Source organism: Polyangium spumosum (assembly GCF_009649845.1).
GTDB classification, from domain to species: domain Bacteria; phylum Myxococcota_A; class Polyangia; order Polyangiales; family Polyangiaceae; genus Polyangium; species Polyangium spumosum.
Window position 1 is genome coordinate 181,233 of sequence record NZ_WJIE01000004.1, and the last position, 12,911, is coordinate 194,143.

The 12,911-nt window shown below is 68.8% G+C and carries 10 protein-coding genes; 4 read left to right on the plus strand and 6 right to left on the minus strand.

Translation table 11 applies throughout. The annotated features are described in order from the left end of the window. Nucleotides 1-1,923, plus strand: a complete 1,923-nt coding sequence (locus tag GF068_RS14700) for a spermidine synthase (protein ID WP_153820030.1) — start codon at nucleotides 1-3, stop codon at nucleotides 1,921-1,923. On the opposite strand, the gene GF068_RS14705 is transcribed toward GF068_RS14700, so the two are convergent. From GF068_RS14705 to GF068_RS14720, 4 genes are read right to left on the minus strand one after another with little or no spacing between them, the layout of a single operon-like run. Further along, nucleotides 1,910-3,070 carry a homogentisate 1,2-dioxygenase gene (locus GF068_RS14705; RefSeq protein ID WP_153820031.1) on the minus strand — a complete coding sequence of 387 codons (1,161 nt, stop codon included), beginning with the start codon at nucleotides 3,068-3,070 and terminating at the stop codon, nucleotides 1,910-1,912. The genes GF068_RS14700 and GF068_RS14705 overlap by 14 nt on opposite strands. Next, on the minus strand, nucleotides 3,067-4,221 hold the full coding sequence (locus GF068_RS14710; RefSeq protein WP_153820032.1) for a 4-hydroxyphenylpyruvate dioxygenase family protein: 1,155 nt from the start codon (nucleotides 4,219-4,221) through the stop codon (nucleotides 3,067-3,069). The genes GF068_RS14705 and GF068_RS14710 overlap by 4 nt, the downstream gene beginning before the upstream one ends. Nucleotides 4,222-4,236: 15 nt before the next feature. Beyond that, nucleotides 4,237-4,881 carry a maleylacetoacetate isomerase gene (maiA, locus tag GF068_RS14715; RefSeq protein ID WP_153820033.1) on the minus strand — a complete coding sequence of 215 codons (645 nt, stop codon included), beginning with the start codon at nucleotides 4,879-4,881 and terminating at the stop codon, nucleotides 4,237-4,239. Then, nucleotides 4,878-5,855 (minus strand): fumarylacetoacetate hydrolase family protein, encoded by a 978-nt coding sequence (locus tag GF068_RS14720; protein ID WP_153820034.1) that lies wholly within the window; start codon nucleotides 5,853-5,855, stop codon nucleotides 4,878-4,880. Before GF068_RS14720 ends, maiA begins: the two co-directional genes overlap by 4 nt. 110 nt (nucleotides 5,856-5,965) lie before the next feature. Here GF068_RS14720 and GF068_RS14725 point away from each other — a divergent pair, with 110 nt between their 5' ends. Next, nucleotides 5,966-7,531, plus strand: a complete 1,566-nt coding sequence (locus tag GF068_RS14725) for a serine hydrolase (RefSeq protein WP_170319489.1) — start codon at nucleotides 5,966-5,968, stop codon at nucleotides 7,529-7,531. Between the two features lie 73 nt (nucleotides 7,532-7,604). Here the strand turns inward: GF068_RS14725 and GF068_RS14730 are convergent, their stop codons facing one another. Next, nucleotides 7,605-9,842 carry a DUF3160 domain-containing protein gene (locus tag GF068_RS14730; RefSeq protein ID WP_153820036.1) on the minus strand — a complete coding sequence of 746 codons (2,238 nt, stop codon included), beginning with the start codon at nucleotides 9,840-9,842 and terminating at the stop codon, nucleotides 7,605-7,607. Between the two features lie 90 nt (nucleotides 9,843-9,932). Then, nucleotides 9,933-10,448 carry a hypothetical protein gene (locus GF068_RS14735; RefSeq protein WP_153820037.1) on the minus strand — a complete coding sequence of 172 codons (516 nt, stop codon included), beginning with the start codon at nucleotides 10,446-10,448 and terminating at the stop codon, nucleotides 9,933-9,935. 579 nt (nucleotides 10,449-11,027) lie between these two features. Between GF068_RS14735 and GF068_RS14740 the strand changes: the two genes are divergently transcribed. Beyond that, complete coding sequence (locus GF068_RS14740; protein ID WP_170319490.1) at nucleotides 11,028-12,320, plus strand: neprosin family prolyl endopeptidase; 1,293 nt, start codon at nucleotides 11,028-11,030, stop codon at nucleotides 12,318-12,320. A gap of 14 nt (nucleotides 12,321-12,334) precedes the next feature. Beyond that, nucleotides 12,335-12,910: a hypothetical protein gene (locus GF068_RS14745; protein WP_153820039.1), complete on the plus strand. Its 576-nt coding sequence runs from the start codon at nucleotides 12,335-12,337 to the stop codon at nucleotides 12,908-12,910. Nucleotide 12,911: the final 1 nt, after the last annotated feature.

Here is a 12,911-nt window from a genome sequence, read left to right on the forward strand (position 1 = left end):
ATGCGCCGCGCGAAATACCCTCCGACCGCACCCGCGCTCGTCCAGGCGACCCTCGCCCTCACCCTCCTCGCCTGCGATACGCCCCGCGAGCCTTCGCGTTCGCCCGCGCCCTCGCCTCCGCCGAAGGTCGCATCGCAGAAGCCCACCCCCGCGCCGCCGCCCGGCGCCACGCTCCCGCCGGGCGTGCGCGCCGAGGTGCAAGGAAAAACCGGTATCGTGCGGGTCGTCGAGCAGGACGGCTTTCGCCTGCTCACCATCGACGACACCGTTCACGCCGCCCATTTCGTCGGCCCCGGGGACGCGCCGCTCGCCGCGTACGATCCGCTCGTCTCGATCCTCGTATCCGCGCGGCACGAGCACCCCGGGCACGCGCTCGTCATCGGCCTCGGCTCGGGCGCGACGGCGGCGGAGCTCGCGTCGGTCGGGTTCGAGGTCGAGGTCGCCGAGGAGGATCCCGCCGTGATCGACGTCGCGCGCCGCTTCTTCGATTACCAGGGTCACGCCGAGGTGATCGACGGCCTCGAGAAGGTGCGCCATTGCGGGTGTGAATACGATCTCATCCTGGTCGACGCCTTCGCGGGCCACGACCTGCCGCCCTCGTTCCTCGACGCCAATGCGATGTTCAACTTCGGCCTGCACCTCCCGCCGCAGGGGGTCCTCGCTGTGCGGCTTCTCGGCTCGCCCCGCGACGACGCCGTCGTGGCCGCCGTGCGCGCGTTTGCGGGCGCGTTCAAGCATGTGAGGCTCTACGGCACGGGCGCGGCGGACGAGCCGCAGAACCTCTACCTCCTCCTCTCCCACACGCCGCTGCGCCTCTTCGACGAAGACCTCGGGCTCGCCTTCCCGCTGCCGCTGCCCGCCCCCGAGGCGGCGCCGGCCGCCCGGACGTCGCGCGCCGAGGCCCGGAGGGACGTCGCGCTCGGCCGCATGGAACGGCGGGCCTCGCTCGTGGGCTACCTCGTGCGCGGCGAGGACGGCTCGTTTTGCCTCGACCTGCCGCACTGGGAAATGGGCGCGCGCCGGTTCGTCCTGACGGGGAGCGAGGCCACGAGCCTCGCCAAACTCCTGCCGACGAAGGTCGATTTTCCGACGCAGGGAGACCTGAGCACCGACGGCGACGTCTCCGGGACCTTGCATTCGCTGCTCGGCGGCGGCGGCGTGAAGCTCTCCACCGTGCGGTTCTCCCCCGTCGTGGTGGCCGTCGAGGGCAAGCTGTCGCGCCGCAAACCCGAGACGTCGGGGGATCCGCGGGACGTCCCGCGCGGCGCATTCAACCCGGGCGCCTTCATGGCCAGCGCGAAGAAGATCACGGCCAATGCGCAGGGCGAGCTCCTCGTGGAGAAGGTGCACCTCACGCTGACGACGGCCGAGTGGCGCGTCTTCCGGCAGAAGACCTTGAAGCCGCTCGCCGCGCGCGCGGCGGCGGCGCTGGCGAAGGCCGATTTCGTGGCGGCCGAGAAGGACATCCGCGGCATGCTCGACGCGCTCGACCAGCGATTCGGCCGCTTCGCCCCGCGGATGGTCACGTACGACGAGCTCGCGACCCTGCTCCGCGTGCTCGTCCCGCCGGCCTCCGGCGCCGACGAGGACCCCGCGGCGCGGGCCGAGGCGTGCAACGACGCGCGGAGACGTTATCGAATCGGGTACGGCGGGCCGGCCTGGCCGACCGAGGGCGAGCGGCGGGAGGTGTCGCGGATGCTCGTCGCGCTCTTCGAATGCGCGGCGAAGAACTACGAGCAGGCGGCGGGGAAATCGCCGTCCTCCCCGCGCGAACGGGCGCTCGCGCGGAGCCTCGTCGAGCTCTTCGAAGACGCGGGCTGGGACGAGTTCGACGACAAGAAACGGGAGGCGCTCGCGAAGCGGGCGGAGGAGCTCCGGAAGAAATGGCCCCTCGAGCCGGAGCCCCCTCCTATTCCTCGATGAAGCTCTCCTGATACCCCGGATCCTCCGCGCCGAGCGTGGCCTCCGTCGGCAGCAGGGGTTCGAACGTGTCGATCATGACCGCGAGCTCGCTCGTCTCCTTCGTGCCGATGCTGGCCTCGTACGAGCCCGGGTGCGGGCCGTGCGGGATGCCCGCCGGGTGGTGCGAGATGCTGCCCGGACCGACGCCCCGGCGCGAGGTGAAGTTGCCGCGGCAATAAAAGATGAACTCGTCGCAGTCGTACGACGAATGCGGGTACGGGCAGGGGATCGCCTGCGGGTGGAAATCGACCATCCGCGGCACGAAGCTGCAGACGAGCGCGCCGCGCGCCGCGAAGGTGCCGTGCCAGTCGGGCGGCAGGTGCACGAGCCCGGCGCGGGGCTGGAAGTTCAGGATCGGGAAGACGAACGGATACACCGTGCCGTCCCAGCCCACGACGTCGAGCGGCGAATGCGCCATCGAGAAGCCGTGGAAGCCTCCGTCGCGCTTGACGACGAGCTTGCGGATGCCCTCGTCCATCGGCCCGACGAAGGAGGGCTTCTTGAAGTCGCGGTGGCTGAACGGCGCGTCCATGCGGAGCTGGCCGACGTCGTTGCGCCATTGCTTCGGGAGGTGGATCCCGCCCATGGCCTCGATGCAGAGCCACGATTGCAGCCCCGCGTCGGGGATGAAGCGGTAGAACAGGCCCCGCGGCACGTAGACGTAATCGTCCTTCTCGTACCGGAGGTCGCCGAGCATCGTGCGCAGCATGCCGCTGCCCTCGAACACGAAAAAGAGCTCGTCGGCGTCGGCGTTCGAGAAATAGACGGGATCGGGCGCGTCCGGCCGGGCGATGCCGAGGACGACGTCGCCGTTGTAGAGCAGAGGGACGCGCCCGTCGATCTGCGGGCCGCTCGGGGTCGGGACCGAGGTCGATCGATAATGGCGCTTCGCCAGGGGGCGCTGCGGGGCCGGCGTGGGCAACGAGAAGCCGTGCTCGGCGGGCGTGAGGCGGTGCTCGTGGGGGCGCCGCTCGTGATACGCGATGGTGTAGGGCCCGTCGAACCCGCGGCGCGTCAGGCACTCCTCCCAGCGGAGCGCGCCCTTCGCGTCGCGGAGCACCGTGTGGTGCTTCGGCGGCAGTTCCCCGAAGGCGAGGCGCTCGATCATCCGATCTTGCCCTCCGTCTTTTGCTGCCGCTCGATGCTCTCGAAGAGCGCGCGGAAGTTGCCGCCGCCGAAGCCGCGATCCCCCTTGCGCTGGATGATCTCGTAGAAGAACGGCCCGGCCTCCGGATCCCCGTGCGTCCCGGCGGACTCCTTGAGGAAGATCTGGAGCAGGTATTTGCCCTCGCCCTCGCCGTCGACCAGGATCTCGAGATCACGCAGCACGTTGATGTCCTCGTCGATGCGCTGGACGCCGAGTGTTTGCAGGCGCTGCGGCAGCGCGTCGTAATACGAGCCGGGCGTCGGCATGAATTGGATGCCGCGCTCGCGCATGCTCCTCACGCAGGAGAGGATGTCCGCCGCCGCGAGCGCCGCGTGCTGCACGCCGTCGCCGCGGTGCTCCTCGTTGAAGATGTTGATCTGCGAGCTCTTGAAATACGGCCGGTACGGCTCGTTGTTCGCGAACTTCACGCCCGAGTGCGGGTCCCACATGACGGCCGAGCGCAGCCCGGAGCCGTGATCCGCGCCCTTCTTCACGTCCTCGGTGTGGAACTGGATCTCCCAGAACCGCTCGAACCCGAGCACGTGCTCCATCCAGAGCAGCGCGGGCGCCATCGTCTGGAAGTTCGACGTGATGTGATCAAAATGCGTGAAGCCGAGCGTGTTCTTGCCGCCGCGCGGCGCGTCGTAATGCACCGCGCCCGGGAAGAGCTTGCGGTACCCCTTGCGCTCGATGAAGCGGAACGTCGTGTCGCCGAAGGGCGTCGTGATCGAGAACGAGGCGAACTCACCGCCGTCCTCCTTCACGCGGGTGATCTCGTCGATCGGGGTGCCGCCGCGCGCGTCGAGCACGCGGAAGGCGCGCTCGATGTCCTCGACCTCGAAGATCAACGTGCCGACGCCGTCCGGGTGCTTGCGCAGGTACCGCCACGCTCGCCCGCCCTCGCCGAGCGGCTGCGAGCACATGACGATGCAGTCCCCGGCGCGGAAGACGACCGAGCGCTGCCGCGCGGCCTCCTCGAGCTCGGGGCTCGACTGCGCGATCTCCTCGAAATCGAGCTTCTCCGTGTAGAACTTCCGGCTCCGCTCGAGGTCGCGGACGTAGTAGTGCAGCGCCTCGAGACGCTTGATTCCGACGGACTCCGCTTTCGTCATGTTCCGATTCCTCTTTCAAGCTCCGGCGTCGATCTGCCGATCCGGATGAGCGGCCTGGAAGGCCGGTAGCGACGCGGCTTGCTCCTCGATGCGCACGAGCAAGGGGAACGGGGAGAGGTCCACGCCGAAGCGCCGCGCTGCATAAAGCTGGGGCACGAGGCACACGTCCGCCACCGTGGGCGCGTCTCCGACGGAGAATCGTCCATGGACGGGCTCGGCGAGCGCCTGGTACGCGGTGAGGCCCTTCTCGATGAAGCGCCGGGCGAACGCGAGCTCGTCCGCGCCGAACTCGGCCTTCACGAGCTTGAGCACCGAGGTGTTCTGGAAGGGCTGGATGCCCGAGTTGATGATCTCCGCGAGCTGCCGCGCCCGCGCGCGGAGGAAGCTGTCCGTGGGCAGGAGCCGGGGCTCCGGGTGGCGCTCCTCCAGCCACTCGATGATGGCCAGCGATTGCCCGAGCTCGTGCACCACGCCGCCCTCCTCGACCTCCAGCGTGGGCACCTGGGCCATGGGGTTCTTCGCGCGGTAGTCGTCCCCGTACTGTTCACCGCCGTTCTTGAGGAGGTGCACGGGGACGTTCTCGAAAGAGATTCCTTTGAGGTGCAAGGCGATCCGCGCGCGATAACTCGCGGAGCTGCGCCAGTAGCCGTAGAGCTTCATGGAGAGACCACCTTCTGCTCGATGCGTCCGAAAATATCGAGCCCGTCCTCGCCGCGCATCTCGATGGCGATGGTGTCGCCGGGCTTCATGAATGGCGTCTTCGGGGCGCCCTCGTCGATCGTCTCGATCATGCGGCGCTCGGCGAGGCAGCTTATGCCCCGCGCGCGGTCCACGTTGGAGACCGTGCCGCTGCCGAGGATCGTGCCGGCGCCGAAGGCGCGGGTCTTCGTGATGTGCTCGACGAGGTCGAAGAATGAGAAGTGCATCTCCGGCCCGGCCTCGGGATCCCCGATGAGCGCGCCGTTGTACGTCGAGACGAGCTTCAGGTGCACGCGGCCGTCCCGGAACGACGCGCCGAGCTCGTCGGGCGTGACCGCGAACGGCGAAAACGCGGTCGCGGGCTTCGATTGAAAGAAGCCGAACCCCTTCGCGAGCTCGCCGGGCACGAGGTTCCGCAGGGTGACGTCGTTCGCGAGGCAAAGGAGGCGCACGTGACGGTGCGCGTCTTCCTTTTTCGTGCCGAGCGGCACGTCGCCGAGGATGACGCAGATCTCGGCCTCGAAATCGAGGCCCCAGCGCGCGTCGTGCAGGACGATGTCCTCGCGCGGGCCGAGCAGCACGGAGGAGCCGCCCTGGTAGACGAGCGGATCGGTGCGCAGCGTCTCGGGTGGCTCGGCGCCGCGGGCCTTGCGGACGAGGATGATGTGATTGATGTACGCCGAGCCGTCGACCCACTCGTAAGCGCGCGGCAGGGGCGGCGCGAGCTTCTGCGGATCGAGCGGCTCGCCCGGGATCTCGCCGCGCTCGAGGCGCGAGGCGAGGTCCCGCAGGCGCGGCTCGCTCTCGTCCCAGCGATCGAGCGCGGCCTGCATCGTGGGGAACTCCGCCGGTGCAGGGGTGAACACGGCGCCGTCGCGCCTCACGACGACGAGCGTGCCGTCCCTTCCCGGTCCTCGTAGGCTCGCGAGCTTCATGCGCGCGTCCGGTAGCACGAAGGGGGAGGAAGGTTCAACCCCGGAGGCGCTCGCGTCGAGGCCGACGGTCGGGCTATCGCTGCGCGCGCGAGGCGTTTATGCTCCCGCGCGTGTTGCGCCGCTCCGCGATCCTGCTCGCCGCCCTCCTGACCTCGGCCTGTGCGTCCGCGCCGGAGCGCCGGCCCGACAACCCCCCGCCGCCACCACCCGCCGAGGCGCCGCCGCCGGCGCGTGTGGATCCGCTCGCCGGGATCGACGCGTACGCGGCGGAGACGCTCGCGGCCTGGAAGGCGCCGGGGCTGGCGATCGCCGTCGTGCGTGGCGACGAGACGGGAGGTGAGGTCGCGTTCGCCCGTGGCTACGGGACGCGTGAGCTCGACGGCGCCGCGCCGGTCGACGCGCACACGCGTTTCCCCGTCGCGTCGCTCACGAAGACCTTCACCGCCGCGGCCGTCGGCGCGCTCGTCGACGAAGGCAAGTTCGCCTGGGACGACCCGCTCAAGCGTCACTTCCCCGGCTTTTGCGTGAAGGACCCGCACGTCGCGGTCGCGCTCACGCTCCGGGACGTGCTCGCGCACCGGAGCGGGCTCGAGGATCGGGCGGACCTGCTCTGGATCGGCACCGGCTTCGATCGTCGCGAGGTGATCCGCCACCTCTGCCAGGTGGGCCAGGCGGCGCCGCTCCGCACGCAGTTCAGCTACAGCAACGTGCTTTATGCCGTGGCCGGCGAGTTCACGGCGCGCGCGAGCGGGCTCTCGTGGGAGGAGCTCGTGAAGTCCCGCCTGCTCGATCCGGCCGGGATGGGCGAGAGTGGCTTCGGCGCGCCCGCGCCGGGCGGCGAGAACACGGCGCGCCCCCACGCCGAGCGGGACGGCGTCCTCGTGCCCATCGCGCCGCGCGACGTCACCAACATCGGGCCTGCGGCGGGGCTCGTGACGAGCGCGCACGACCTCGCGCGCTGGCTGCTCGTCTTGCTCGGCCGCGGCGTGATCGAGGGCAAACGTGTCGTCTCCGCGGGCGTCGTCGACGCGATGCTCACGCCGACGACGATGGTTGGCCTCCGGCCCTGGCAAAAGGAGCTCTACCCCGAGAGCCATTTCCTCGCGCATGGAATGGGCTTCATGCTCCAGGACTACCGCGGCCGGCTCGTCGCCTGGGCGACGGGCGGGATCGACGGGTATTCCTGCTCGATGGCCCTCCTCCCCGAGGAGAAGCTCGGCGTCGTGGTCCTCGCGAACGTCCCCTTCACGGGGTTGCCCGAGGGAATGGTGTTCCGCCTCCTCGACGCGCACCTCGGCGCGCCGCCGAAGGACTGGAGCGGCAAGCGCCTCGCCTTGTCGCTCGCGAGCCGGGCGCGGGCGGCGGCGGCGCGCAAGGAGCGCGTGGGCGAGCGCGAGACGACGGCGTATCCGGTGCCGCTGGAGAGGCTCGGCGGGCTTTTTGCCTCGCCGATGTTCGGCGACGCGGTGATCGAGAATCGCGACGGCGTGCTCCGCTTGCGTTTCGCGAATGCGGCGCGCGCGACGCTCGAGCCCTGGCGGCCTGGGGCGCTCCTGGCCCGGTTCGAGGACGCGGACCTCGAGCCGTCGTTCGTGACGTTCACGATGGACACGCGTGGCGTGGTGACGAGCTTCGTGCTGGGGGATCACGGCACGTTCAAGCGCGTGACGCGCTGACGGCCGTCGCTTGTGCCGGCGTGTGCCGCCCGCCGCGAAATGCGGGCGGCCACGTCAGGGGGCGGGTTTCCTGTCAGCGCGAGACGAGGTCCGTCATCCACGGGACGTCGGCCGGCGTCGCGGCCTGGAGGCCCTGCTGCCACTCCTCGTCGGTCATTCGTTCGAAGTTCGAGGTGATCTGCTCGAAATAGGACGAGGCCAGGCCCACGAAGGCCCGCGGCGTGCCGCACGGATCCGCCGTCACCACCATCAAGCGCGGCAGGCCCGTCCCCACGTGCAGGACGCGGCCGACGGGGGCGCCGAGCTCGTCCGTCGGCTGCGTGTGCACGTCGGCGATGGTCGGATCCTCCTGGACGCTCTGGAAGTTGTCGAAGAAGAGGTCCGCGTACCAGCCCGTCGCGCCCTCGGGGTCGCCGCAGCCCATTTGCACCTTCACGGCCTGGTTGATGAAATCGAGGTGCTCCTGCGTGAGCGGGATGCCGTCGCGCTCGTTCTTGGCCATCTCGCCGAGCTTCTGGGCCACGTCGCGCAGGGTGGCGAAGTACGCCGGGAGCCGCTGGGCGAGGTAAGCGTTGCTCGAGAGATCGAGGGTGCCCACCATCTGCGTGCCGTGCTCGGCGAGCTCGGCGATGCGGGCGTAGAAGCCCGGGTACGGGTCCACGAACGCGTCGGGGAACTGGCACGAGGCGCCGCCCGTGTACGATTGCTTCGCGTAGAGCAACGTGTCGTGCCGGAGCTCGGCCCAGGACGCCATCTGCGTGTTCATGAGCCTGCGGCCCCAGGCCTCCGTCTTCGCGACCGAGGGCAGGCCCGACGGGTCGCCGCCGAGCGTGTTCATCGGCGAGAGCTCGCGTAACGAGACGAGCCAGCGGTTGTAGAGGTTGTCGTCCCAGAAGGACGCGGGGTGCGCGTCGACGAGGACCCGCATCATGTGCAGGTCCGGCGAATACTTGAATTGCTCGAGCTCCGGCACGAGCAGCAGCCCGGCCTGATCGTTGCCGAGCGCGGCGAAGCCGACGTCGAGCGGGTTCGGCATCATGCGCTTGACGGCGCCCTTCTGGACGCGGTCGTAGACGACGTTCGAGAAGACGTGCGAGTCGACCACGTAGCGCTGGCCGAAGAACGCGAAGCTCGAGGAGAGCGGCAGCGTGCCCTTGCCGAGGCCGTTGATCATGATGTGGCTCGAGATCCGCTGCGTGCCATAGCCCTTCTGCAGCATGGTCTCGGCGATCTTGGTGTCCTCGATCCCGACGAGGCCGGAGGCGTCCGTGGCGCCGAGATCGGCGAGCAGGCCGTCGAGCTCGGGCAGCGTCATGTAATCACTCTCCCCCACGAAGGCGCGGATCGCGTCGTCGATGCGGGTATAACGTTGCTGCTCGGGGCCCTGCGCGAGGGCGTGCAGGACGTAGGCGCCCTCGAGCTGCCTGCGCTGGAAGAGCTGGGAGCCGTCGCTCTGCGTCTCGATGATGCGGAAATCGACGCGGCCGAGCCACATCATCGCGCGGAAATACCGCTCGAGCTCGGGCGAATCGGTGTAGTGGCCGCGTGGCTCGAACTGCGAGAAGTCCATGAGGCGCGGGCTGCCGAAGAGGCGCGCCTCCTTCATGCCCTGGTGGGACTTGGCGCCGTCCACGAACGCGACGATGTCGGCCTCCTTGGCGCCCGCGACGGGCGCGATGGGCTTGTCGGTCAGGAGCGAGAGCGCCACGGCGGTGAAGAGATCCGCGTCCGCGCGGGCCTCGGCCCCGAGCGCGGCGCCGCCGCCGGCCTCGAGCTCGGCGCGCATGGCCTCGAGCAAGGACACGAGCTCGGGCGCGAGGGAGGCCATCTCCACGGCCTTGAGGATGGCGTCGTAGGAGCGGTGGACGGCATAGAGGATCGAATCGGCCGAAACGTACAGCGGCAGGTCGAGCGCATAGATGCTCTCGTAGCCGTACACGAAGGTGGGGAAGCGCTTCTTTTCGGAGATGACGAAGCCATTTTTCTGGAGCTTCTGCATCTCGTCGGCGTCGAGGCCCAGCGAGGAGGCCTGGATCAGCGGCATGCCGTCGGCCTGCGTGGGGTCGTAGGCGAGGCCGTTCGTGAAGGAGACCTTGTACTGGTCCGCGAAATCGGCGGCCGTCATGTTCGCCGACTTGTTGGCCTCGGCGAGCAGCGCGTCGAGCTCGGCCTTCTGATCCGGCGCCATCGGCGTGGGCGGCAGGGCCGTACCTTGTGGCTTGTCGGGCTGCTGTTCGTAGGTCGTGAAGCAGGCGGTGCCGAGGACGGCGAGGAGCGGGACGGAGCACAAGCGAAGCAGCGGCGTGCGCATGATGAGTTCCCTTCCGCGGCGGCTCGATCGCCGCGCGCACGGAAACCCTAGCAAGCTGCGTGCCTCATGCGCACGGCTGCGTCATGGCCTTCAGGCGGGGTTCGAGGTCTCCGTGGTGGGCTCGGCTTCTGCTTCGGCGCGGGCCTGCTTGTTCTTGCGGCGGGTGTTGACGGCCTTTTTCGCGTACTGGGAGCGGTACGCCAGGGTCGCCTGGAAGGCGGCCTGCACGGACGGGTCGCCGTGCTGAATGGTGGCGTCGACGAAGCCGCAGAGGCGGCTGATGTCGGCCTCGCGTGCGTCCTCGTAGTACATTTCGCTCTCCTCGAGGACCTCCGCGAGCTTGAGGACGTGCTTCTTGATCGCTCGGATCTCGTCGAGGGTGATCGTCTTTTCGACGATCGCGTCCCAGATGGTCGTCTGAATGCCGAGGATCGCGCCGTACTGCGGGATGGCCTTCGACAGCTCGTCGTAGACGCCCAGAAAGCCGGGCTTCTCGCGCTGCGCGCCCGTGAGCGTGCCATTGACGAGGTCCACGAGCCTCGGACGCACGTTCGAAATGTCGATCGAGCTGGGGCCGGTGTAGGGAGCAAAAATGTCATTCTTCATGAGAACCTCCAGGCCCGCACCCTCAAGGAAGGGAGCGGTAGATTTGGGGTGAGGCGCGCAAGATAATCAGGCCCCGGGAGCTGTCATCGGCGGAATCTTGCTCTGTCGACGGACGCGCGAAGGGCCCGGACGAGAGAGGAGGTTCGTGTCGGCGAGAGGGGGGGGTCGCGCGGACGGGAGCCCGGTTGGTAGGGACGAGAGGGGAGGCTCGTGTCGAGGAGGGAGGTGGTTCGCGCGGACGGGAGCCCGGTTGGTAGGGACGAGAGGGGAGGCTCGTGTCGAGGAGAGAGGTGGTTCGCGCGGACGGGAGTGGGGTTGGTGTGGACGAGAGGGGAGGCTCGTGTCGAGGAGAGAGGTGGTTCGAATGGACGGGAATGCTGTTGGTATGGACGAGAGGGGAGGTTCGTATCGAGGAGAGGTGAGGTTTGCCCGGACGGGAAGGCCGAGGGGGCGGACGCGACGTTTTCGGATGGGCCGCGTACTCTGGGGTAGCCACGCTTGACATAGCTCATCGCTGCCTGCGAGCATGCATGCCGACACAAAGGGGCGGACGGAACGATGCAACGACGGAACATTCTTTTGATTGCTGCGGCGACGCTGCCACTGTCAGGCTGCACGATTCTCGGGGGTGAGGAGGCGCCGGCCTTGCCGAAGCCGTCTCTGGAGCGATGCGCGCCCGACGAGCTGAACGCCGAGCAGCAAGCTCGCCAGAACGAGGTCGATCGCTTCCTCGCGACCTGGTACCAAGAGTCCGGCTGGGTCATCCTCGCGACGAAGCAGACGCGTAGCTGCGACGTCATCGATTACCTGGATCCAGCCAGCGTGCCCGGCTCGGAGATCGAGGCGCCGCCGGATCCGGTGTACGAGTTGCCGCCCGAGGTCATGGCGCAGGGGACCGAAATCGATGACGATTACGACGCGCAGGGACTCGCCTGGTCGGTCCCGGTGATTCGACCGCGGTTCGCGCCGTACGTGTTCGGCGAGGTGCCGGCGGCGTCCCTTTCGGCGTTCATCAGGCAGACCGTGCCGGGGGCGCCGGGGTCATCTGCTCGGCTCTATGCTGGGGTCGCTCTGCCTGTGCAGAACACGGGCGCGAGGACCTTCGTCAACCCGTACGACGGCAAGGTCGACGCGTTCGGCACGAACATTCTGGAAATGGCGATCCTGTGTCCGGGTCCGGATAGAGACAAGACGCTCGACATGGTGGGCGTGATGGCGTCGCGGGATCGGGCCAACTTCGAGCTGACCGTGCCCTCGACCCGGCTGCAGGTCGAGTTCCTCACGGCCGGAGATAGGGCGATCGGTCCGGGCATCGGCGGCATCGAGGGCGCGGTCATGAAGGCCGGTGTGTACATCGGACAAAAGACGACGGGCTTCATCGGCCGGGCCGGCGCGCCCTACGCCCCCGGGGCGGTGCTCACCCCGGTCTCGACCGTGGGCGGCGCGATCTACGAGTCGAGGTTCGAGATACAGCTTTTCGGCGGGAACTGGTGGATTGCGCATAACGGTAACTGGCTCGGGTACTACCCCCGGGAAGGGCTCGACCAGATCGAGTTCAGCGCGTGCGAAGCCCACTGGTACGGCGAGGTGCGCGATCGCAACACCGAAACCTGGGACGTGACCGACATGGGGAGCGGAGAGTTCGCGGCGGAGGGGCTGGGGCGCGCCGCGCATTTCCGGCTGCCGCAATACCTCGACGCCTTCGCGGCACCGCAATGGCCCGATGCCGCCCTCCCGTCGGAGCCGAACAACCCTCTCTGCTACACGAGCTCCGGCCTCCAGGACGAGAGCGCGACCTTGGGACCGCAGTTTCAACGAATTCTGTACGTGGGCGGACCCGGCGGCGATTCGCCGGGCTGCACCTACCCGTGAGTGGAGGACAATCGATGAAGCTAGGGCTCACGCAGTTCGTCGCGATGCTCATCGCTCTGTGCGGCCCGCTCGCCTTGCTCCACGGGTGCGGCGCGGCCCCGCCGCCGCCGCCGCACCTGCCGCCGCCGGACAGGCAGGAACTTTACATGTACTGCGAGGAGCACGTCGTGGCACCGACCGAGGACGGCGGCGTCGATGTCCGTGGCCGCCCCTGCGCGAAGGACAGCGACTGCCCGGGCGGCTTCTGCGACCGCGGCGTATGCGCGTGGCCGACGCCTGGAAATTACTATGGCCTGCGATGCTCTACTACCGCGCGTTTCACGCGCGAATCGCCGTATGAGTGTGCAGGGTATCTGTGCCTGGCCGGCCTGTGCCGGTCGTGCGAGTCCGACGCCGAATGCCACAGGTGGGCAGGGCCGGACACGACCTGCATGCCCTTCGGCAACTGGCCCGGCAAGCAATGCGGGACCATCCATCCGGTCCGGGTATGCCCGAACGGAAATTCGATTCATCCAGACTGGTGGTACGAGCCCGGAACGGGAATCCGCCCGCCCGTCATCGACCCGAAGCCCGCTCCACGCGGACGGTGAG